Source organism: Pseudomonas jinjuensis, from assembly GCF_900103845.1.
GTDB classification, from domain to species: domain Bacteria; phylum Pseudomonadota; class Gammaproteobacteria; order Pseudomonadales; family Pseudomonadaceae; genus Pseudomonas; species Pseudomonas jinjuensis.
The window spans coordinates 13801-35384 of the sequence record NZ_FNIJ01000026.1; the positions used below are offsets into that span (position 1 = coordinate 13801).

Genomic DNA, 21584 nt, shown 5'->3' on the forward strand with positions numbered 1-21584 from the left:
GTCATCTCTCGCTGCCGTGCCGGTTCAGTAATGCTTCGCGCCATTGAATACCTGATCGAGGAAACCGATCAGCTGGCGATCACTTTCCTGTTTGACCGGTTCGTCGCGGCCGACAATGTAGCCCTTGTGCAGGCAGCCCACGTAGTACCGCCCACTGGTGATGCGCAGCTGGAAGCGGCTGGCACGATCCAGCGGCGTGCTGGCCGGGATCATCGTCCTGCCGGCGATCGTCGGCATGCCGCCCTCGTCGTAGACCACATCGCAGCCATTCACGTAGGTGAGGTCGTTGGTGTGGCGTGCTTCGAGGTTCTCCCACGAGTGGCCGGCGTCGGCGTAGATCTGCGAGCCCACCTTGCTGCCGCCCAGGCGCAGCTGGTGCTCGCGACGCGCGCACTGCTCGAGGTCGTTGGTGACGTCCGCCGCACCGCGCAGGCTGAGCAGCGGTGCGCCAGTGGTCTTGCTGGTGCCGAACTCCTGGAAGCACGGACCGTAGTAGTCGACATGCAGCGCAAAGCCCGGCAGATCAGCAGCCAGCGCGGACTTGATGCGCTCGTCCATCGCCAGGCGGGTGGCGATGCCACCACGGGAGAAGCCCATCACGCCGATGCGCCTGGCGTCCACCGCAGGATGCTGGTTGAGCATGCGCAGCGCCGCGTAGGCGTCGGCGACCACATCGAATTCGGAGACGGTGCTCGCCTTGAGAGCGTAAGGCGCATCCTCCGTCACCCCGCGCGGGCTGTAGTAGTCGATGATGATCGCCGCGTAGCCCTGCTCGCTGAGCAGCTTGCCGTACGCCATCTCGCGGCCGTCCTTGATGCCACCGCTGCCCGGCAGGATGACCATCGCCGGCACCTTGTGCTTCGCGCTGGCGCCCTTGGGCAGGAACAGGTGGCCCAGCCCGCTGTAGGGCGCGGCCTGGTCGTAGTGCTTGAGCATGACATCCAGGTCGAACGGCGTGCGCGAGTCGAAGCGCACCACGCCCTGGGTGTCGGCGGCCAGTGCGGTGGCCGCGACCTTCTCCGGCAGCGGAGTGATGGAAGGCAACGCCGATGCGCTCTGCGCCTGGGCATTGGCAGTCAGCAACAGGCCGGCAAGGGCCAGCACAGGCAAGGTTTTGCGGATCATTGTTGTTGTCCTTGTCAGATCGTGGTCTGGATTCAGTCGTTCAGGTTCTCGGCATAGCGCTGGCAGTGGAAGTCGCTGTCGCCCAGGCAGGCCTGCGCCACACGCACACGCTTGAGGAACAAGCCGAGATCGTACTCATCGGTGACGCCAATGCCACCATGCATCTGCACTGCCTCGTTGCTGATCTTCTGCGCGGCCTCGTTGGTCTTCCACTTCGCCAGGCTGACCAGGCGACGACGCTCGCCAGCGGACGTCGCGTTGCAGTCCAGAGCTTCGAAAGCGGCCATCACCGCGCTGCGTGCCAGCTGCAGGTCGACGAACAGCCGCGCGGCGCGATGCTGCAGGGCCTGGAAGCTGCCGATGGGTACGCCGAACTGCACGCGGGTCTTCAGATACTCGACGGTCATGGCGAACATGCTCTCGCATGCGCCGAGCAGTTCGGCCGCCAGGCAGGCGCGGCCACGGTCGAGGGCCAGATCGATGGCCTCGTGCGGATTGTCCTCACCGAGGCGCGCGGAGAACGGCAGGCGCACGTCATCCAGCTTCAGGGCGATGTGATTGCGCGCGTCGATCAGCTGCAGGCGCTGCACCTGCACACCCGGAGTACCGGCGGGAATGAGGAAGACCGCTTCGCCGCCCTGCTCCAGCCGCGCCGTTACCAGCCAGCCGTCCGCTTCGGCGCCATCGACCACCCAGCTCTTCTCGCCGCGCAGGACGTAGCCATCGGCATCGCGATTCGCGCTGACACCGGCCACCTGCGTGGCATGACGGTGCTGGCTGTCGTGGGCCAGCGCCAGGCGCAGGTCGCCACCAATCAGTTGCGGAATCAGTTCCTGGCGTTTCTCGTCGTCGGCCAACTGCTCGACCAGGGCGCCGGACAGCACCACAGAGCTGAGCAGCGGAGACACCGCGAGATTGCGGCCGATCTCCTCGAACAGCGGTGCGAAGCCGGCAAAGCCGAACTCCAGGCCACCATCGGCTTCGCTGAAGGCCACCGCGCTCCAGCCCAGTTCACGCATGCCGGCCCATACTTCGCGGTCGAAACCGCAGGCTTCCGGCTGGTCGCGCAGGCGGCGCTGAACGGCCACCGGCGAACGCGCGGCGAGGAAGTCCCGTGCGCTGTCCTTGAGCTGAATCTGGTCGTCGCTGTAGATAAGACTCACGGCGCGCTCCTCACTTGACTTCCGGCAGGCCAAGCACGCGCTTGGCGATCACGTTCAACTGCACCTCGGACGAGCCGCCCGCGATGGTCTGGGTAAAGCTGCTCAGCCAGGCATGCACGATGGCCAGCTCGCGCTCGCCGAAGGAGTCGTCCTCCCAGCCGAGGGCGCGCAGGCCGAGGATGTCCAGCAGCAACTCGAACTTGTCGCGTTCCTGCTCGGTATGCACCAGCTTGGAAATCGCCATCAGCTCGGACACATCCTGGCGCGCCGACATCATCTCGGTGAGGCGCCGGTTGGTCAGGCTGTAGGCGTGTTCGTCCATGGCGCAGGCCACGGCGCGCTGGGCCAGGGCGATCTCGCCCGGCTGGCTGGGGGCCGGCAGGTACCGGCCGAGGTATTCGAGCAGATCGAAATGGGTCGGCAGGCTGAATTCGCTGAACCGGGACATGGACCGGCGCTCGTGCTGCAGCAGCGCCTTGGCCAGCGCCCAGCCGCCGTTCAGTTCGCCGATCAGTTGGCTGCGCGGCACGCGGACGTTGTCGAAGAACACCTGGCAGAAGGTCGATTTGCCGCTGATCAGGTCGATCGGCGAAACCGTAACGCCCGGCGAGCGCATGTCCAGCACGATCAGGCTGATGCCGGCCTGCTTCGGCTCCATCGGGCCGGTGCGCACCAGCGCGTACATCCAGTCGGACTTGTTGCCGTAGGAAGTCCAGATCTTGGTGCCATTGACGACGAATTCGTCGCCTTCCAGCCGCGCACTGGTGCGCAGGCTGGCGAGGTCGGAACCGGCGTTCGGCTCGGAGAAGCCCTGGCACCAGCGCACTTCGCCGCGCGCCATCGGTGGCAGCAGTTCGCGCTTCTGTTCGTCGCTGCCGAATTCGAGGATCACCGGGCCGAGCATCCAGATGCCCAGGTTGATCTGCGGCGGGCGGCAGTGGATGCGGCGCATCTCGCGCTCCAGCACGGCCACCTGCTTCGGATCGAGTCCACCACCGCCGTACTCCACCGGCCAGTCCGGGCAGAACCAGCCCTTGTCGCGCATGCGTTCGAACCACAGGCGCTGGTCCTCGTGCTTGAACTCGACCTCGCGGCCGCCCCAGACCATCTCGTCGGCCGGCATGGGCGTGCGCATCGACGCCGGGCAGTTGGCCTCGAGCCAGGCGCGAACCTCCTGGCGGAACAATTCGATATCACTCATGGCATGAAAATCCTGACAGCGATTGATAGGCACTCTATCGAGGCGCGCGGGTCGGCGACCACGTCCGGACGGACGAGAAGCCGTCGACCCGACGGAGCGCCCTAGGTGCGCGCGGCGGCGGTGCGGCCGGCCATCCGTCCGAAGAAGGTGGAGTCGCCCAGCGACAGGCCAGAGCTGTAGCCCTCGCCCCAGCGCGGCAGGCCGCAGGCGGTGCGCCCGGCGGCGTACAGGCCGGCGATGGGATTGCCGTCGGCATCCAGCACCTCGCCGCTCGGCCGGGTCGCCAGGCCGCCCAGGGTGAAGGCGTGCGCTTCGAGGGAATCGAGGCAATAGCTGAGCGCGGCGAACGGCGGTTCGCTGAGCGGCCGCAGCCATTCGGCATCCTTGCGCAGCAACGGGTCCGAGCCTGCGGCGGCGTGGCGATTGAATTCAGCGACCGTGTGTTCCAGTTCGCCGGCGGGCAGGCCGAGTTCCTCGGCGATTTCCGTCCAGCTTTCGCCGACCGCGGCGATCTCGATGTCTTCCTGAAGCATCGGGCGGCCGAAGATCTCGTTGTCCACCAGCAGCCAGGCGCGGCCGTTCGGCTGGCGCAGCACATGGTGGGCGACGCGGCCGTGATAGGCGTCCTCGTTGATGAAGCGCTGGCCGCGCTCGTTGACGAAGATGCCCTTGACCAGCGAGGCCGGCGGGAAGAACGGAATGGTGGCGAAGAACTCCTGCATGTTCAGGGTCGCGGCGCCGACGCTGATGCCCATGCGGATGCCCGAGCCGTCGTCGTTGCCGCCGGTGACCAGTTGCGTGCAGACCTTGGCCGCCGGCGCGAAGCGCTCGACCATCGCGGCGTTGCCGATGAAGCCGCCGGCCGCCAGCACCACGCCATGGCGCGCCCGCACGAAGCGTTCCTCGCCCTGGCTGCGCACCACCAGGCCACAGACGCTGCCGTCTTCCTCGACCACCAGGCACAGCGCCCGGCTGTCGTAATGCGCCGTGGCGCCGAGGGCCAGTGCGCGTTCGCTGAGCTTTTCCATCAGCAGCTTGCCGCCGCCCCAGCCCTCGAACTGCACGGTATGCCCGCGCGGTGCCGGCCTGGCTTCGGCGCTGAACGGCCAGGCCTTCTCGCTGCCGGACCAGAGCAGGGTGTCGTCGCTGACCGGCTCGATCCACTTGCCCGGCAGGTAGGTGCCCTTGAACGGCACGCCCTGCTCGCGCAGCCAGCCGAAGTGCTCGACGCCGTGCTCGGCGTACAGCCCGACGCGCTCGGCATCGGCCGCCGGGCCGCCGGCCATCATCAGGTAGCGGCGGAAGTCCTCGGTGGAGTCCTCGAAACCGGCCTCGCGCTGCACGTCGGTGCCGCCATTGCCGCCGACATAGACCTCGCCGCCGGAAAGGCTGGCGCTACCGCCGGGGGCGGAGGCGACTTCGAAGATGTCCACGCGGACGCCGGCCTGGCGCGCCTCGATCGCCGCACAACTGCCCGCCGCACCGAAGCCGACGATGGCGACGTCGGTATCCACATCCCAATAGGGAACCTCTTCCGCCCTGCACGCACGTCCCGGGCTGTAGCGCTTCTGCATGGACTCGCACTCCGTCTGTTCGTCGATGGCAGGATGATACGGGCGGTGCGGGGCGGGCTTCATAGTCTGGACGAACGATGCGGGTGGGGGCGGTTGGACACGGTATCCGGTGTGCGTGCGGGGCTTGCGAAAATTTATTCGGTCGCGGGCATGGCCCGCTCCTACAGGACGGTGCAAGTGCCGCGGCTTCGTGCAGGGCGCATAACGCGCCAGCGTTATCCGCCGTTTTATCGTTCCCACGCTCCTGCGTGGGAATGCCGCTCTCGACGCTCCCGCGTCGATGGGGCGTGGGTGTCCCCTGTAGGAGCGCGCCATGCGCGCGACACCGTGGCTGGTCGCGGGCATGGCCCGCTCCTACAGGACGGTACAAATGCCGCGGCTTCGTGTAGGGCGCATAACGCGCCAGCGTTATCCGCCGTGACATCGGCACCCTGCCCATCGGCGGATGAAGCGTTCCGCTTCATTCGCCCTACGGGTTTTCCCCTGCCAATCTCCAGAAAAAAGAAAGGCCGGCGCAAGGAGCCCGCGCCGGCCTGAAACCCGGACAATCAGCGCGAACGCGGCATGCCGAGGCCGAACTGGGCGATCAGCTCGCGCTGGATCTCGTTGGTGCCGCCGCCGAAGGTCAGCGTCACCGCGGCACGCACGTCGTATTCCAGCTCCCCGAGCAGCGCCGCGGCAGCGCTGCCGGCTCGCACGAGGCCGCTCGCCCCTACCACTTCGCTGAGCTTGCGGAGGATTTCCACCACCGACTCCGAGCCATACACCTTGGTCACCGACGCCAGGGCGACCTCGACGTGGCCCTGTTCCAGTTCGGCCGCGATGCGGAAGTTGATCAGCCGCATCGCGTCGATCCGCGCATAGCACTCGGCGAGCAGGCTGCGCACCCAGGGCTTGTCCATGGCGCGGCGGCCCTGCTCGTCCGGGGTCCTGGCCCACTGGTAGACGCGGCGGAACATGCCCACCACCCGGTCCGACCAGGAGCCGAGGCCCAGCCGCTCGTGGTTGAGCTGCGCGGTGACCAGCTGCCAGCCCTTGTGCAGCTCGCCCACCAGCATCTCGCGCGGCACCCGCACGTTGTCGTAGTAGGTCGCCGCCGTGCTGTTGCTGCAGGTCGGGATGACGGTGTGGGAGAAGCCCTCGCTGGTGGTATCCACGATCAGGATCGAGATGCCCTTGTGGCGCGGCTCGTCCGGGTTGGTGCGTGCCGCCAGCCAGATGAAGTCGGCGGAGTCGGCGCCCGAGGTCCACAGCTTGTTGCCGTTGACCACGAAGTGCTCGCCTTCCAGCCGCGCCGAGGTCTTCAGCGTGGCCAGGTCGCTGCCGGCCGCCGGTTCCGAGTAGCCGATGGCGAAGTTGATCTCGCCCGCGGCGATGCCCGGCAGCAGGCGCTCCTTCTGCGCCGCCGAGCCGTGGGCCATCAGCGCCGGGCCGACCGTGCTGATGGTGACGAAGGGCAGCGGCGCGCCGGCGATGTTGGCTTCCTCGAAGAAGATCAGCTGCTCGGTCGGGCCGTAGCCCTGGCCGCCGAATTCCTTCGGCCAGCCGACAGCCAGCCAGCCGTCGCGGCCCATCTGCCGGACCACGTTGCGGAAGGTGTCGCCGCCCTCGGCGCCGCGCAGTTCGGCGCGCAGCTCCGGGGTCATCAGTTCGGTGAAGTAGTCCCGCACCTTGAGGCGCAGGCGTTTCTGCTCGTCTGTCAGGTCCACGAACATGCTTGCTTCCTCATGCCGCGCCAAGGATCAGGCCGCTGGTGGGCACGCCGGTACCGGCGGTCACCAGCACGTGCTCGACATCCGCGACCTGGTTCACCGCGCTGCCGCGCACCTGGCGCACGCCCTCGGCGACGCCGTTCATGCCGTGGATGTACGCCTCGCCGAGCTGGCCGCCGTGGGTGTTGATCGGCAGCGAACCGCCGCGCGCATGCTCGCCGGCGCGGATGAAGTCCTTCGCCTCGCCGCGCGGGACGAAGCCGAACTCTTCCAGCTGCGGCAGCACGAACGGGGTGAAGTGGTCGTAGATCACCGCGGTCTGGATGTCCTTCGGGCCGATGCCGGACTGGCGATACAGCTCGCGCGCCACCACGCCCATCTCCGGCAGGCCGGTGATGTCCTTGCGGTAGAACGAGGTCATGCTCTGCTGGCCTTCGGTGACGCCCTGGGAGGCGCCCTTGATGACGACCGGCTTCTGCTTGAGGTCGCGGGCGCGCTCGGCGGAGGTGATGACCAGCGCAACGGCGCCGTCCGATTCCTGGCAGCAGTCCAGCAGGTGCAGCGGCTCGCAGATCCAGCGCGACGCCTGGTGCTCTTCCAGGGTGATCGGCTTCTGGTAGAAGAACGCCGCCGGGTTGGTCGCGGCGAAATCGCGCACCGCCACCGCCACCCGGCCGAAGTCTTCCGACGTGGCGCCATAGGTATGCATGTAGCGCTGGGCGAACATGCCGACCCAGGCCGCCGGGGTATGGAAGCCGTGGGGCATGTACCAGCCGTAGTTGACGTTGTCGAAGATCGGCGTCGAACCGAAGCCGTAGCTGCCGGTGCCGAAGCGGTACCAGGAGCGCTCGTTCATCGCCCGGTAGACCACCACGGTCTTCGCCACGCCGGTGGCGACCGCCATGGCCGCGTGCATGATCGGCCCGCAGGCGGCGCCGCCGCCGTGGGGCACCTGGGAGAAGAACTTCACGTCCTTGCAGCCGAGCAGGCGGGCGATCTCGTATTCGGGAACCTTGTCCACCGAGTAGGAGCTGAAGCCCTCCACTTCACTGGGGTCGATGCCGGCGTCGGCGAGCGCGGCGAGGGTCGCCTCCATCGCCAGGCGCAGTTCGGTGCGTCCGGAATTCTTGGAGAACTCGGTGGCGCCGAGGCCGACGATGGCGGCCTTGCCGGAAAGCTGTGATTGACTCATGAACCCTTCTCCCTCTTATGCCGGCAATGCCAGCGCCACTGTGCCGCTGACGTGGTTGCCCATGGAGTTCCTGCCGCGCAGCGTGACGGTCAGGGTGCCGGACGCCTCGTCGCGCTCGCTCACTTCGCCGCTGAAGGTCATGCTGTCGCCGGGATAGTTCGGCGCACCGAGCTTGATGCGGATGTCCTTGAAGCGCGCCAGCGGGCCGGCCCACTCCTCGACGAAGCGCTGCACCAGCGCGCTGGTGGTGAGGATGTTCATGAAGATGTGCGGCGAGCCGAGGGCCTGCGCGGCTTCCTTGTCGTGATGACCGGGGAAGTAGTCGCGGGTGGCGATGGCGCCGCCGTTGATCAGGGTGACGGTGATCGGCACGACCAGCTCGGGAAGCTGTTCGCCCAGGGATACGTCAGCGAATGCTCTGGTTTTCTTCGAGGTCATATTTCCATCCCAGCTTGTCATTGTTGGCCAGCCAGTCCCCCAGGCGTTCGAGGCTGGCAGCGGAACCGCCCAGCCCGTGGCTGAGGTCGCGGCTCCAGTAGAGGAAGCGGTGAATCGGATAGGTCAGGTCGACGCCGATGCCGCCGTGCACGTGCTGCGTCTTGTGGCCGACCAGATGGCCGGTCTCGCAGGTCAGCCAGCGGGTGGCGAGCGCTTCGCTGTCGCAGCCGAGGTCGTTGTCCAGGCGGTAGCAGAGCTGGTACAGCGCGGTGCGCAGCGCTTCGACGGCGATGCGGCAGTCGGCCATGGTCATCTGCACGGCCTGGAAGGTGCCGATGGCGCGATCGAACTGGCGGCGCTCGTTGACGTACTCGACGGTGCGGCGGATCTGCTCCTCGCTGACGCCCACCTGCAATGCAGCCAGGGCGGCGATGGCGCGCTGCTCCAGCCATGCGGTGGCGGCGACCGGCAGCACATGAGCGGCTTCCACGATCACCCCGTCGCATTGCACATCGGCCACGGCAAGGCCATGGGTGTATACGCCCGGAGTCAGCGCAACGCCGGCATCGCGCGGTTCGATCAGCACCAGTTGCGCGCCCTCCTCGCCTTCGGCGAGCAGCAGCAGGCGGCAGGTATGGCCCGCCAGCGGTACGGCATTGATGGTGCCGTCGAGCTGCAGGCCGCGTTCGCTGCGGCTGAGGCGCAGGCCGATGCCGGGGCTGTCGGCGCTGCCGTTGAAGCTCAGGCTGAGCAGGCGCGTGCCGGCGGCCAGTTCCTCCAGCAGCCCGTGCAGGCTTTCATCGCCCCAGCGCGCCAGCGCCGCGGTGCCGAGCTGGTGCTGCCACAGCGGCACCTGGCCCAGTCCGGCGCCCTGCGCCTGCAGCACGCCCATCAGTTCGGTCATGCCCAGCCCGCTGCCGCCCACGGCTTCGGGAATGGCCAGCGCCAGCAGTCCGGTCTGGATGCAGGTGCCCCACAGCTCCGCCATGAACGGCTTGCCGGACAGGTCGAATTCGCGCAGGCGCTCGTCCGTGCAGTAGTCGCGGAACACGCCGCCGGCCATCTCGGCGATGGCCTTCTGGTCTTCGGTCAGGGAAAAGTCCATGCCTCGCCCCTCACTCTGCGACCGGCCGGAACTGCGGCAGGGTCTGCTGATCGTCGAAGCGCTGGAATTCCACCTGCAGGCGCTGGCCGATCCGCAGTTCGGCGCGGTCCACTCCGACCAGGCCGGCGATCACGCGCACGCCCTCGTCCAGCTCCACCAGGCCGACCGGGTTCGGGTAGTCGAACGGCGGCACTTCCGGGTAGTGCATGACCACGAAGGAGTACAGCTTGCCCTTGCCGCTGGCCTCGACGGTGTCCCAGTCGAAGCTGTGGCACTCGATGCACACCGGCGCCGGCGGATGGCGCAGGGTCTGGCAGGCGGTGCAGCGCTGGATCAGCAGCTTGCCGGCCTCGCAGCCTTCCCAGAAATAGCGGGTGTCGTCGCTGACGCCCGGCAGCGGGCGCCTGGCCACGGGCTTGGCGGGTTTCTCTTCTGCCGCCGGACGCGCAGCCGGGCGGAACTTGAAGACGCGGAACAGCTGCGAGCCGACCTTCTCGTCGGCCTCGCCCTGGCCTTTCTCCGAGTAGTAGGTCATCAGCTGGGTGACGAAGAAACCGGTGCCCAGCGGCGTGGTCTTCTCGTCGCTCACCGAGTCGAGGCGGCTGGTGAAGTACAGGCGCTCGCCGAGCTGGATATCGCGGTCGAAGTACAGCTCCGAGTTGACCGCGACCACCGCCGGATAGCCGTAGGGCTCGATCAGCTGCAGCACTTCGAAGGAGTTCTCGCTGGTGGAGCCCGGCGCGTAGTTGTCCAGGTCGAGACCGGACATGCCCCACACCTGCAGCATGGCGGGCGGCGCGATCACGTCGTCGTAGCCGGCGTCGCGGGCGAAGGCGCGGTCGGTGTAGAGGGGATTGTCGACGCCCATGATCTCGCACCAGTGGCGAATCATCGGGGCATTCACCGCGTCCCAGGCGTAGACGCGACCGTACTCGCGTCCGACCATGGCGCGGACTTTTTCAATCAGTTCTTGATCAGCCAAGTTCGTCTCCTGGATGTCTGCTGGACGAGGCCGCGAGCGGCCCTGTCGGGTTGGATCAGGTGCTGGAATTGGAAGCCGCCAGGAAGGCCGGTTTCTCGCCGCCGCCGTGCAGCAGCAGGTTGCTGCCGCTGAGGTAGGAAGCCATGGGCGATGCCGCGTACAGGCAGGCGTTGGCGATGTCCTCCGGCTCGCCGAGGCGCCCCGCCGGAATGGTTTCGCCGACGGCGCGGATGCCCGCTTCGTCGCCGTAGTGCAGGTGCGACTGCTCGGTGCGGATCAGCCCGGGACTGACCGCCACCACGCGCACCTTCGGCGCCCACTCCACCGCCAGCGAGCTGACCAGCGAGAGCACGCCGGCCTTGGCCGCGCCATAGGCGGCGGTGCCCGGCGACGGGCGCAGGGCGCTGATGCTGCCGATGAACAGGATCACCCCGCCGCCGGCCTGCTCCTGCATGAGGCGGTTGGCCTGCTGGGCGACGTTCAGCGGCGCGACCAGGTTGAGGCGGATGATCCCCTCGCTGAAGCGCGGCGAAACGCTGGCGGCGTCCACGGCGGGACTGCCGCCGGCGTTGTTGATCACCACATCGAGCCGGCCGAAGCGCTCGTGCAGGCTGGCGAAGAGCTGCGCCAGCGAGTCGCCGTCGCGCACGTCGGCGGCGATGAACACGGCCTGCCGGCCTTTGGCTTCGGGCAGTCGTTCCGGCTGCTGGCGGCCGCAGACCACCACATCCGCGCCGGCTTCGAGGAAGCGCCGGGCGATGCCCGCGCCGATCCCCTTGGTGCCGCCGGTGACCAGCACCACCCGGCCGCTGTAATCCAGACTCTTGTTTGCATCCATCGGGCATTCCTCCCATGACCGCTTGTGGTCAATGGTGGCGCCTGCCGCAGGATGCCTCGTCGTCTGAACGGACGATGAACCGCGCGGGGACGGTTTCGACAATGCAGGCATCTTCACGCGGGCGCCGTGTGCCCGCCCCTGCCCAGGAAACCGACGCATGAGCCTGTCCGAAGAGCCCACCGTCCTGCTCGACTTCCCCGCCGCCGGCGTCGCCCGGCTGCGGCTGAACCGACCCAAGGTGAACAACGCCCTCAGCCTGGAACTGCAGGCCCTGCTCTCCGAGCACTTCACCCGCCTGGGCGCCGACCCGGCCGTGCGCTGCGTGCTGCTGACCGGCGGCGAGCGCGTGTTCGCCGCTGGTGGCGACATTTCCAGCATGGCCGGGGTCGGCCCCATCGAGATTCTCCAGCGCCATACCGAGCGCGTCTGGGCGCCGATCCAGCACTGCCCGAAGCCGGTGATCGCCGCGGTGTGCGGCTACGCCTACGGCGGCGGCTGCGAGCTGGCGATGCTGGCCGACATCATCATCGCCGGGCGCGGCGCGAAGTTCTGCCAGCCGGAAATCCGCATCGGCATCATGCCCGGCATCGGCGGCACCCAGCGCCTGGTGCGCGCGGTGGGCAAGGCCAAGGCCATGCAGATGGCGCTGACCGGCAGGCCGATCAGCGCCGAGGAAGCCTGGGTCGCCGGGCTGGTCAGCGAAGTGGTGGAGGACGAGCAGGTGCAGGCCCACGCATTGGCGCAGGCGGAGATGATCGCCGGCATGCCGCCGCTGGCCGCGGAACAGATCAAGGAGGTGATCCTCGCCGGGATGGACGCCTCCCTCGAAGCGGGCCTGGCCCTGGAGCGCAAGGCCAACGCCCTGCTGTTCGCCTCGCGCGACCAGAAGGAAGGCATGCACGCCTTCATCGAGAAGCGCCCGGCCCGATTTGAAGGACATTGACGAAGGAGCAAACGCGATGCAGCAACCGATGTTTTCCCTGGAAGGCCAGGTCGCCCTGGTCACCGGCGCCGGCCGCGGCATGGGCTTCGGCATCGCCGAAACCCTGGCCCGCCTGGGCGCCACGGTGGCGGTGAACGACTTCTATGCCGACCGCGCCGAAGAGGCGGTACGCCAGCTGCGCGAGCAGGGCTTCAACGCCATCGCCGCTCCCGCCGACGTGACGGACTACGCGCAGGTCAAGGCGATGTTCGAGACCGTCGGCGCGGTCGATATCCTCGTCTCCAACGCCGGCGTGCCGGTGGATGGCATGGGCTACGCCAAGTTCGTCGAATCGACCCCGGCCGACTGGGAGCGCATGGTCCGCCTGAACATGTTCGGCCTGATGAACATCTGCCACGTGGCGATCCCCGGCATGATCGAGCGCGGCTACGGCCGGGTGGTGGCGATCACCTCCGAATCCTGGCGCGCCGGCCTGCCCATGGGCATCGCTGCCTATGCGGCCTCCAAGGCCGGCGTCGTCGGCTTCATCCGCCAGCTCGCGGCGGAAACCGGGCGCAAGGGCATCACGGTGAATGCGCTGTCCCTCGGCACCATGAACAACTGGGACTCCGGGGAACTGGCGAAGAAGACCTGCTTCGTGCCGCGCGCCGGCTCGCCGCAGGACGTCGGCGCCGGCGTCGCCTACTTCGCCTCGCGCGAGGCGGCGTGGGTGACCGGGCAGGTGCTGCCGCTCAATGGTGGCAGCCTCACCGCCTGACGCTCCGCAAGGTTGGTGGAAAACGCTTCGCGTTTTCCACCCTGCCCGGCTGACTTGCCAGGGCTACAGGAACGGCTCCGGTGATGGACTGTAGGAGCGCGCCATGCGCGCGACATCCGCGGCGCCGAAATTTCGCGGGCATGGCCCGCTCCTACAAAAGCGCCCCGCATTGCGCCAGCGTTCCCTGAATCCGGTACGTCAGACGCCGCCCTTGTAGGAGCGAGCTTGCTCGCGAACCAGCGGAGTAACGCTTCGCGAGCAAGCTCGCTCCTACGCCAAGAGCATCCGGCGCGGATGGCGCCTTACCCCCGCTCCCTTCGCAACGCCTGCTTGTCCACCTTGTGCGACGCATTGCTCGGCAGGCGCTCGTAGAACGCCACCTTGCGCGGCACCTTGTAGTTGGCCATGTGCTCGCGGCTCCAGGCGATCAGCCCGGGCTCGTCGAGCACCGCACCTTCGCGCAGCACCACGCAGGCACAGCCCACCTCGCCCATGCGCTCGTCGGGAATGCCGATCACCGCGACCTGGGCGATCGCCGGGTGCTCGCTGAGTGCCGCCTCGATCTCCGCCGGATAGCAGTTGAAGCCGCCGACGATGAACATGTCCTTGAGGCGGTCGGTGATGCGCAGGTTGCCGGCGGCGTCCAGGCTGCCGATGTCGCCGGTGTGCAGCCAGCCATCGGCGTCGATGGTCTCCGCGGTCGCCTCGGGGTTGTTGAAGTAGCCCTGCATCACGTGGAAGCCACGCAGGCAGATCTCCCCCGCCTCGCCCTGCGGCAGCGGCTGGTTGTCGGCATCGACGATGCGCACCTCGGTGCCGGGAATCGGCTTGCCGCTGGTGCCGGCGATGGTCTCCGCCGCGTCCTGTGGATCGCAGATGGTTGCCAGGCCGCCGCATTCGGTGAGGCCGTAGGCGGTGGTCACCACCGCGCAGCCGAGTTCGCTGCGGATGCGCTCGATCAGCACCGGCGGGATGGTCGAGGCGCCGGTCACCGCCACGCGCAGGCTGGACAGGTCGGCGCTGCGCAGGCCGGGGTGGGCGAGCATCGACAGGTACAGCGTCGGCGGGCCGGGCATCACCGTGATGCGCTCGGTGGCCACGCGCTGGAAGATCGCCTCGGCATCGAACACCGCGTGCGGCAGGATGGTCGCGCCGGCCAGCAGGCAGGTCAGCCAGCCGGCCTTGTAGCCGAAGGAATGGAAGAACGGATTGACCACCAGATAGCGGTCGCCCGGCTGCAGGCCGATGATCCGCACGTACTCGCGGAAGGCCCGCAGGCTCTGGCCGTGGGCGCACATCACGCCCTTCGGCTTGCCGGTGGTGCCGGAGGTGAACAGCAGGTCGGCAAGGTCCTCGGGACGCACCGCCCGCGCACGCCCAAGGGCGGCGCCGAGGCTGATCTCGCGGCCAGCGGCGAGGAACGCGGCGAGGCCGCACTCGCCCTCACCGCAGGATGATTCGGCATCCAGCACCACGACCCGCTCCAGACTCCGCGGCCGGTGCGGGGCGAGCATCGCCGGATAGTCGATGCCGAGGAAGCGCTGCTGCACGAACAGCACGCGGGACCCGCTGCGTTCGAGGATGTCGGCCGCCTCGGCGCCCTTCATCCGCGTGTTCAGCGGCACCAGCAGCGCGCCGGCGCATTGCAGGCCGAGGGCGAGCAGCACCCAGTCGATGCTGTTCGGCGCCCACACCGCGACGCGGTCGCCCGGCTGGACGCCGGCGGCCATCAGCGCGCGAGTGATGGTCAGCACGCGCTCGGGCAGTTCGGCGTAGTCGATGCGCTGCTCGGCCGACTCCAGGGCGGCGCGCCCGGCGTGCTGGATCGCCGCCGCCAGCATCAGCGCCGGAATGGTGGCAGCGGTGGCGGTGTCCGCCGTGCTGCCGGTGAGGATGGATTCGCGGGAAGTCATGGCGGCTACTCGTCAGTCAGGGAAGCGCAGGTGGACCTTGGCGCTGGTGGCCACGGCCTGGCAGGCCAGGGTCCAGCCTTCGCGCAGTTCTTCGGCGTCGAGGGCGTCGTTGGCGAGCAGCTCGACGTCGCCGGAGACCAGCGTGCACATGCACGAGGCGCAGGAGCCGACCAGGCACGAGTGCGGCGGCTTCATGCCCTCGCGGCGCATGGCGGTCAGCAGCACCTCGCCGGGCTCGCAGTCGATCTCGCGCACTTCGCCGTCCAGTTCGACGGTCAGGCGGGCCGCCGACGCGCCTTCGACCGGAGCGCTCGGCGCCGGCTGCTCGTCCTCGCCGGGCAGCGAGACGAAGCGTTCGACATGGATGGCCGCATTGGACAATCCCGCCAGGCGCAGCGCCTCGACCGAGCCGTCCATGAACGGCCCCGGCCCGCAGATGAACGCCTGGGCGCCCTCGAAGCCTTCGGCATGGCCCGCCAGCTGGGCGACGCTGGGACGACCCTGCACGCTGTCCAGCCAGTGGATCACCTGCAGCCGCTCGGGATACTCGGCGGCCAGATCGCGCAGGCGCTCGGCGAAGATCACCGAACGCTCGTCGCGGTTCGCGTAGATGAGCCGCACCCGCCCACTGCCCTGGCGCAGCACGCTGCGCAGGATCGACAGCACCGGGGTGACGCCGCTGCCGCCGGCGAACAGCAGGAAATCGCCGTCCAGCCTGCGCGGGGTGAACACGCCGGCCGGCGGCAGCACCTGGATGCTGGCGCCCGGCTTGAGCTGGTCGCACAGCCAGTTGGAGCCGCGGCCGTCGTCGACGCGCTTGACCGTGACGCGCAGCGGCTCGTCCTCGGCGGGCGAGCTGGACAGCGAGTAGCAGCGCGGCAACCAGCTGTCGCCGTGGGGAATGCGCAGGGTAAGGAACTGGCCGGGCCGGTAGCTGAAGCGCTCGGCCAGCTCCACCGGCACGTCGAAGACGAAGGAGCAGCTGTCGGCGGTCTCGGCGACCACCTCGGCCACCCGCAGGCTGATGTACTCGGGTGCGTTCATGGTCAGATGCTCATCACGAACTGGCCGCTGTCGACGCGCAGCTCGATGCCGTTGACCGCGCGGGACTCGTCGGACGCCAGATAGACGACGGCATGGGCCACGTCCTCGGGCAGGCAGGCGCGGTTCATCGGGTCGCTGTCGATGGTGAAGCGCGCCGGGTCGACGCCCTTCGGATAGGAGGCGCGGGTCATCGCCGTGAGGATGCCGTCCGGGTGCACCGAGTTGCAGCGGATGCGGTACTTGCGGCGCCGGCAGTGCGCGGCGACGCTGCGGGTCAGCGCCGCCACCGCGCCCTTGCTGGCGCTGTAGGCCACGTAGTCGTCGCGCCCGGCGATGGCCGCGATGGACGACATGTTGACGATGGAGCCGCCGCCACCGCTCAGGGTCATCAGTTCCAGCGCGGTCTGGCAGCCGAGGAAGACGCTGTCGGAATTGATCCGCAGCAGCTTGTGCCAGTCCTCCAGGGAGGCTTCCTCGATGGTGCCGGGAATCAGGATGCCGGCGTTGTTCACCAGCACGTCGAGGCGCTGGTAGCGCTCGCGCACCAGGGTCGCCAGCTCGCGCCAGGCTTCCGGGCTGCCGACGTCCTGCTGCACGAACAGGGCGTTGCCGCCCAGTTCGTCGGCGATCCTGCGGCCGGCCTCGGCGTTGAGGTCGGTCATGATCACCCGCGCGCCCTCGGCGATGAATTGCCGGGCGGTGGCTTCGCCGACGCCGCTGGCGGCGCCGGTGACGATGGCGACCTTGTTGATCAGTCTGTTGCTCATCTTTCTTACCTCACTCGACGCCGGCCAGGTGCCGCGCCGCGATGTAGCCGAAGGTCATGGCCGGGCCGAGGGTGGCGCCGGCGCCGGGATAGGTGGTGCCCATCACCGAGGCGGAGGTGTTGCCGATGGCGTACAGGCCGTCGATCGGCTCGCCGCTCTTGTGCAGCACCTGCGCGCGGGCGTTGGTCAGCAGGCCGCCCTTGGTGCCGATGTCGCCGGCGTTCATGCGCATGGCGTAGAACGGGCCCTTGCCGATCGGCGCCAGGCAGGGGTTGGGGCTGACGTTGCTGTCGCCGTAGTAGCGGTCGAATTCGTTGCCGCCGCGGGCGAACTCCTCGTCGATGCCGGTTTCGGCGTAACGGTTCATGCGCTTCACGGTTTCCTTCAGGCCGCCCGCGTCCACGCCGATCTGCGCCGCCAGCTCGTCCAGCGTGTCGGCCTTCCAGTACACCTTGCCCAGCCATTCCTTGCGCAGGCGGCTGTCCGGCATGATCTGCGCCGGCATCAGCGGGCCCATGGCGTAGTGGAAGCGGAAATGGCTGTCGAAGATCGCCCAGGCCGGCACGCTGCGGCCGCTGGTGGCCTGGTTGTCGCGGTACATGGCGTCGACGAATTCCAGGTACGGCGCCGCCTCGTTGACGAAGCGCCGGCCCTCGCCGTTGACCACGATGGCGCCGGGGAAGGCACGCTCGGCGAATACGCCGCGGGACTTGTCCTCGCCGGGCACCTGCAGGGTCGGCGCCCACCAGGCCCAGTCCATCAGGTCGGTATCGGCGCCGATGCGCAGCGCGGCTTCCAGCGCCGCGCCGGTGTTGGCGCCGGCCGGCGTGGCGCTCCAGTCCACGCTGGTCGGCTGCGGCAGGTACTTCTCGCGCAGCTGCTGGTTCTGCTCGAAACCACCGGCTGCAAGGATCACGCCCTTGCGCGCGGTGATGCGGATCGGCTGGCCTTCGCGCCGGAGGACCACGCCGGCGACCTTGCCGTCCTGCTCGATCAGCTCGCTCAGCTCGGTGTTCAGCCACAGCGGCACCTTGCGGTCGAGCAGCGACACCCTGAGGCTGGCGATCAGCGCATTGCCCAGCGCGGTGCGGCGGTCACGGCGGCTACCGGTCTTGCGCCGCCAGGCGAAGTCCAGCTTGTAGCGCAGCATCAGCCACAGCACCATCAGCCGCCAGCCGGGCGTCCTGGCCATGGCCTTGTGCGCATCGCGGGCGGTCCAGGCGATGCGGCCCATGAGCATGTTGCCCGGCGCCGCCTCGCGCAGCTTCGGCAGTTCGTCGCCGAGCTGGGACAGGTCGAACAGTTCCGGGTCCAGGGTGCGGCCGCCGGGCAGCGAGCCGGGCAGGTCCTGGTAGTAGTCGGGATATTTCTCGGCCACCGCATAGCGCACCCGCGAGTGCTTCTCGAGGTAGCGGATCATCTTCGGCGAGTGTTCGAGGTAGGCCTTCAGCCGGCGCTCGTCGACGCGGCCTTTCACCGCTGCGTGCAGGTAGCCGAGCGCCTTGTCGAAGCTGTCCTTGCCGCCCTTGGCCTTGAAATGGTGGTTGTTGGGAATCCAGATGCCGCCGCCGGACAGCGCGGAGGTGCCGCCGAACTGCGCGGCCTTCTCCACCACCAGCACCGACAGGCCGTGATCGGCAGCGACCACCGCGGAGGTCATCGCCCCCGCGCCGGAGCCGATCACGACCACGTCGTATTCATGCGCGTACTTGTTGTTCTCTTGCATGGCAGTCTCACTCGGAATGCGGCGGCCCCGCAGCGCAGGGCCGCCGGGCGATCAGACGTAGGGATCGGGGTTCGGCAGGCCGAGCTGCACGGCGCCGTAGCTGCGCGCGAAGGCCGCCACGTTGTTGGAGATGTGCCCGCGCGCCTGGTGCATGTCGCGGAAGGTGCGCGCCACCGGGTTGGTGTTGTACAGCCCGCTCGCCGCCATGCAGCGCAGCAGCTGGCTGATCTTGTCGGCGCAGATGTTGGTGACGTAGGCCGACTGGTAGCGGTACAGCAGGCGCGATTCCACGTCCGGGAATTCGTCGCGGGCGGCCTGCCGGGTGAGCGACTCGAAGTTGCGCTCGAGGACCAGGCGCAGCATGTCCAGGGTCAGGGTCGCGTCGGCCACCACTTCCTGGGCCAGCGGGTCTTCCGCGGTCTTCGCGCCGTGCTTGCCGATGTGCGCGGCGGCGACGGCGCGGAACTCGTTGATCGCGCCCTGCAGGGCGCCGATGCACGAGCTGGACACCGCGCGGGTGAACACCTGGGCGAAGGGAATGGCGTAGAGCGGGCTGGTATTCACCAGGCGGCCCGGGGTCGCTTCCATGCAGGTGTTGTTGGTGCGCTGCACGCGGTGAAAGGGCACGAAGGCGTCTTCGACCACTATGTCGTGGCTGCCGGTGCCGCGCAGGCCCACCACGTCCCAGTTGCGCTCGATGCGGTAGTCGCTGCGCGGCACGAGGAAGGTACCGTGCTCGGAGCCTTCGCCATTGGCATCGGCCGGAATGATGCCGCCGAGCAGGGTCCACTTGCAGTGCTCGCTGCCGCTGGAGAAGCCCCAGCGCCCGCTGATGCGATAGCCGCCCTCGACCGGCGTGACGCGGGCCACCGGCATGTAGGTGGAGCCGATCAGGGTGTCGCTGTCGCTACCCCAGACATCCTCCTGCGCCTCCAGCGGATAGCGCGCCAGCTGCCAGGGGTGCACGCCCATCACGCCGTAGATCCAGGCGGTGGACATGCAGCCTTCGGCGAGGGTCATCTGGATCTCGAAGAAGGCGCGCGGATCGAGTTCGTAGCCGCCGAAGCGCTTGGGCTGCAGTACGCGGAAGAAGCCGGCCTCGACCATGTCGGCGACGGTCTCGTCGGGAATCTTCATCTCCCGATCGGCCTGCGCGGCGCGCTCCCTGAGCGCCGGAATCATCTGCCGCGCGCGGTCGATCAGCTCGAGTTCTTTTTGTGTTTTCTGCCGAGTGGCTGACATGCCGGAATCCTCCAGTGAATCCGCTGCGAATTAGCGCGGTTGGCTGGATTATCCGAACGCGGGAGTGGCGGGCTCATCGTCAATGCGGACTAGGATTGGCGGGTTCCTGGCACGGATCGCGGAAACCATGGCGCACGCCAATGTCGCGCGCATGGCGCGCTCCTACAGGGACCACGGTGGAGTCGGTTGTAGGAGCGGGCCATGCCCGCGACCTCACCGGACACTGCGATCATTCCTGCGCTCCCACCTAAGAACCATGAACCGCCGGACATAAAAAAACGCCCGCCACCAACCGGTGAACGGGCGCCTGGAAATGCCGCGGCGAAAGGGACGCTCAGCGGCTGATCATCGAGGCCATGCCGGCCGCGAAATGCTCGTGATAGGGCGGCAACGTTCCCCACTCCCGGCGCGGGTCGACCGGAGCGCCGTTGAACACGGTGCGCACGTGGCTGAATTCGACGAAGCCCTCGCGGCCGTGGTAATGCCCCATGCCCGAAGAGCCGACACCACCGAACGGCGCATCCTCCAGCGCCGCATGCATCATCGCGTCGTTCAGCGTCACGCCGCCGGAGAGCGAGTGCGACAGCACGTAATCCTGCTCGGCCGCATCCGTGCCGAAGTAGTACAGCGCCAGCGGCCGCTCGCCCGCGTTGATCTCGGCGACGGCGTGCCGCACCTCCTTGTAGGTCAGCAGCACCAGCGCCGGGCCGAAGATTTCCTCCTGCATGATCAGACTGCTCGTCGGCGGATTGACGACGATGCTCAGCGGCCGCTTGCGGCCCGCCTCCACCGGCACGTCCGGGCAATGCACGATCTCCGCGCCGAGTTCGCGGGCGTCGTCCAGATAGCTGTCGATGCGCCGCATGTGCGCGTCGTTGACTACCGCGACCAGGTCCGGATTACCGGCGGCGGACGGATACAGCGCGCTGTAGGCGGCGCGGAACTCACGGAGGAATTCGTCCTTCAGCTCCAGCGGCACGTAGAGGGTGTCCGGGGAAATGCAGATCTGCCCGCCATTGGTGCCCTTGGCGGCGGCCAGGCGGCGGGCGGCTTCCGCCAGGTCGGCGCTGCGGCCGATGATCACCGGCGACTTGCCGCCCAGTTCGAGGGTGACCGGCACCAGGTTGTCGGCGGCGCGGCGCATGATCTCGCGGCCGACGCGGGTGCTGCCGGTGAACACCAGGTGATTGAAGGGCTGGCTGGCGAACGCCTGGGAAACCTCGACGCCGCCGGTGATCACTGCCAGCTCCAGCGGATCGAAGCGCTCGGCAATGGCGGCAGCCAGCACCTCGGCGGTATTGGCGGTGAGTTCGGAAGGCTTCAGCACGGCGCGGTTGCCGGCGGCGAAGGCATAGGCCAGCGGGCTGAGCAGGGTGAACAGCGGCGCGTTCCAGGTGCCGATGATGCCAATGCTGCCCTTGGGCTGGTACTGCACCCAGGCGCTGGCGCCGAGCTGGTCGTAGGGCGCGATCATCTGGCGCGGCTCGTTGGGCATCCAGTCTTCCAGATGGTCGCGGGCATGCTTGAGCGAGGCGAGCGAGCCGAGCACGTCGTTCATCAGGCCGAAGCCCGGATGGCGGCCACCGAAGTCGGCGTCCATCGCCTCGGTCAGCGCCATGTGGCGGTCGACCAGCAGGTCGATCACCGCCTGGATGCGCCGCTTGCGGGTCTCGGCGCAAACCGGTCCTTCCTGATCGAAGACCCGGCGCTGTTCGGCCAGCAGACGGCTCAATTGTTCGGTGCTTTGCAGGTGCGCGCTCATCTTTCCTCCCGTATCCGTGGACAGGCGGTTTCTTGTAGTTGGCGAAACGGTAGGGCAGCCCGGACGGCGACGCCTCGTCCGTTCGGACGTGGCAGCGGCC

18 protein-coding genes are annotated in these 21584 nt (G+C 68.3%); 2 read left to right on the forward strand and 16 right to left on the reverse strand.

The window, feature by feature from the left end; all coding sequences use genetic code 11:
- Positions 1–24: 24 nt before the first annotated feature.
- The 10 genes from BLR75_RS25690 to BLR75_RS25735 all read right to left on the reverse strand — a co-directional run bounded on the left by BLR75_RS25690 (position 25) and on the right by BLR75_RS25735 (position 11330).
- Entirely contained in the window at positions 25–1125 is a 1101-nt protein-coding gene (locus BLR75_RS25690) for a dienelactone hydrolase family protein (protein WP_084315182.1), read from the reverse strand.
- Positions 1126–1157: 32 nt separating this feature from the next.
- Positions 1158–2288: an acyl-CoA dehydrogenase family protein gene (locus BLR75_RS25695; protein WP_084315180.1), complete on the reverse strand. Its 1131-nt coding sequence runs from the start codon at positions 2286–2288 to the stop codon at positions 1158–1160.
- 10 nt (positions 2289–2298) lie between these two features.
- A complete protein-coding gene (locus tag BLR75_RS25700; RefSeq protein WP_084315178.1) occupies positions 2299–3489 on the reverse strand; it encodes an acyl-CoA dehydrogenase family protein in 1191 nt (396 codons plus the stop codon).
- 101 nt (positions 3490–3590) lie between these two features.
- Positions 3591–5063, reverse strand: coding sequence for an FAD-dependent oxidoreductase (locus BLR75_RS25705; RefSeq protein ID WP_084315176.1), 1473 nt, complete (start codon positions 5061–5063; stop codon positions 3591–3593).
- 548 nt (positions 5064–5611) lie between these two features.
- Complete coding sequence (locus tag BLR75_RS25710; RefSeq protein ID WP_084315174.1) at positions 5612–6778, reverse strand: acyl-CoA dehydrogenase family protein; 1167 nt, start codon at positions 6776–6778, stop codon at positions 5612–5614.
- 10 nt (positions 6779–6788) lie between these two features.
- The gene (locus tag BLR75_RS25715) at positions 6789–7967 is read right to left on the reverse strand and encodes a lipid-transfer protein (RefSeq protein WP_084315172.1); all 1179 of its coding nucleotides are present in this window, start codon (positions 7965–7967) and stop codon (positions 6789–6791) included.
- Positions 7968–7982: 15 nt separating this feature from the next.
- Positions 7983–8405 (reverse strand): MaoC family dehydratase, encoded by a 423-nt coding sequence (locus BLR75_RS25720; protein ID WP_084315170.1) that lies wholly within the window; start codon positions 8403–8405, stop codon positions 7983–7985.
- Positions 8374–9510 carry an acyl-CoA dehydrogenase family protein gene (locus BLR75_RS25725; protein WP_084315168.1) on the reverse strand — a complete coding sequence of 379 codons (1137 nt, stop codon included), beginning with the start codon at positions 9508–9510 and terminating at the stop codon, positions 8374–8376. The genes BLR75_RS25720 and BLR75_RS25725 overlap by 32 nt, the downstream gene beginning before the upstream one ends.
- Positions 9511–9520: 10 nt before the next feature.
- Positions 9521–10492 carry a bifunctional MaoC family dehydratase N-terminal/OB-fold nucleic acid binding domain-containing protein gene (locus BLR75_RS25730; RefSeq protein WP_174688587.1) on the reverse strand — a complete coding sequence of 324 codons (972 nt, stop codon included), beginning with the start codon at positions 10490–10492 and terminating at the stop codon, positions 9521–9523.
- A gap of 55 nt (positions 10493–10547) precedes the next feature.
- Positions 10548–11330 (reverse strand): SDR family oxidoreductase, encoded by a 783-nt coding sequence (locus tag BLR75_RS25735; RefSeq protein ID WP_084315164.1) that lies wholly within the window; start codon positions 11328–11330, stop codon positions 10548–10550.
- Between the two features lie 157 nt (positions 11331–11487).
- Here BLR75_RS25735 and BLR75_RS25740 point away from each other — a divergent pair, with 157 nt between their 5' ends.
- Positions 11488–12273: an enoyl-CoA hydratase gene (locus BLR75_RS25740; RefSeq protein WP_084315162.1), complete on the forward strand. Its 786-nt coding sequence runs from the start codon at positions 11488–11490 to the stop codon at positions 12271–12273.
- Positions 12274–12289: 16 nt separating this feature from the next.
- On the forward strand, positions 12290–13030 hold the full coding sequence (locus BLR75_RS25745) for an SDR family NAD(P)-dependent oxidoreductase (RefSeq protein WP_084315160.1): 741 nt from the start codon (positions 12290–12292) through the stop codon (positions 13028–13030).
- A gap of 302 nt (positions 13031–13332) precedes the next feature.
- Here the strand turns inward: BLR75_RS25745 and BLR75_RS25750 are convergent, their stop codons facing one another.
- The 6 genes from BLR75_RS25750 to BLR75_RS25775 form a co-directional block, all read right to left on the reverse strand.
- On the reverse strand, positions 13333–14943 hold the full coding sequence (locus tag BLR75_RS25750) for a FadD3 family acyl-CoA ligase (protein ID WP_084315158.1): 1611 nt from the start codon (positions 14941–14943) through the stop codon (positions 13333–13335).
- A 12-nt stretch (positions 14944–14955) separates the two neighbouring features.
- On the reverse strand, positions 14956–15987 hold the full coding sequence (locus tag BLR75_RS25755) for a ferredoxin--NADP reductase (protein WP_084315156.1): 1032 nt from the start codon (positions 15985–15987) through the stop codon (positions 14956–14958).
- A 2-nt stretch (positions 15988–15989) separates the two neighbouring features.
- Positions 15990–16754, reverse strand: a complete 765-nt coding sequence (locus tag BLR75_RS25760) for a glucose 1-dehydrogenase (protein WP_084315154.1) — start codon at positions 16752–16754, stop codon at positions 15990–15992.
- Between the two features lie 10 nt (positions 16755–16764).
- Positions 16765–18480, reverse strand: coding sequence for an FAD-dependent oxidoreductase (locus BLR75_RS25765; RefSeq protein WP_084315152.1), 1716 nt, complete (start codon positions 18478–18480; stop codon positions 16765–16767).
- 51 nt (positions 18481–18531) lie between these two features.
- Positions 18532–19722, reverse strand: a complete 1191-nt coding sequence (locus BLR75_RS25770) for an acyl-CoA dehydrogenase family protein (RefSeq protein ID WP_084315150.1) — start codon at positions 19720–19722, stop codon at positions 18532–18534.
- Positions 19723–20056: 334 nt separating this feature from the next.
- The gene (locus tag BLR75_RS25775) at positions 20057–21484 is read right to left on the reverse strand and encodes an aldehyde dehydrogenase family protein (protein WP_084315148.1); all 1428 of its coding nucleotides are present in this window, start codon (positions 21482–21484) and stop codon (positions 20057–20059) included.
- Positions 21485–21584: the final 100 nt, after the last annotated feature.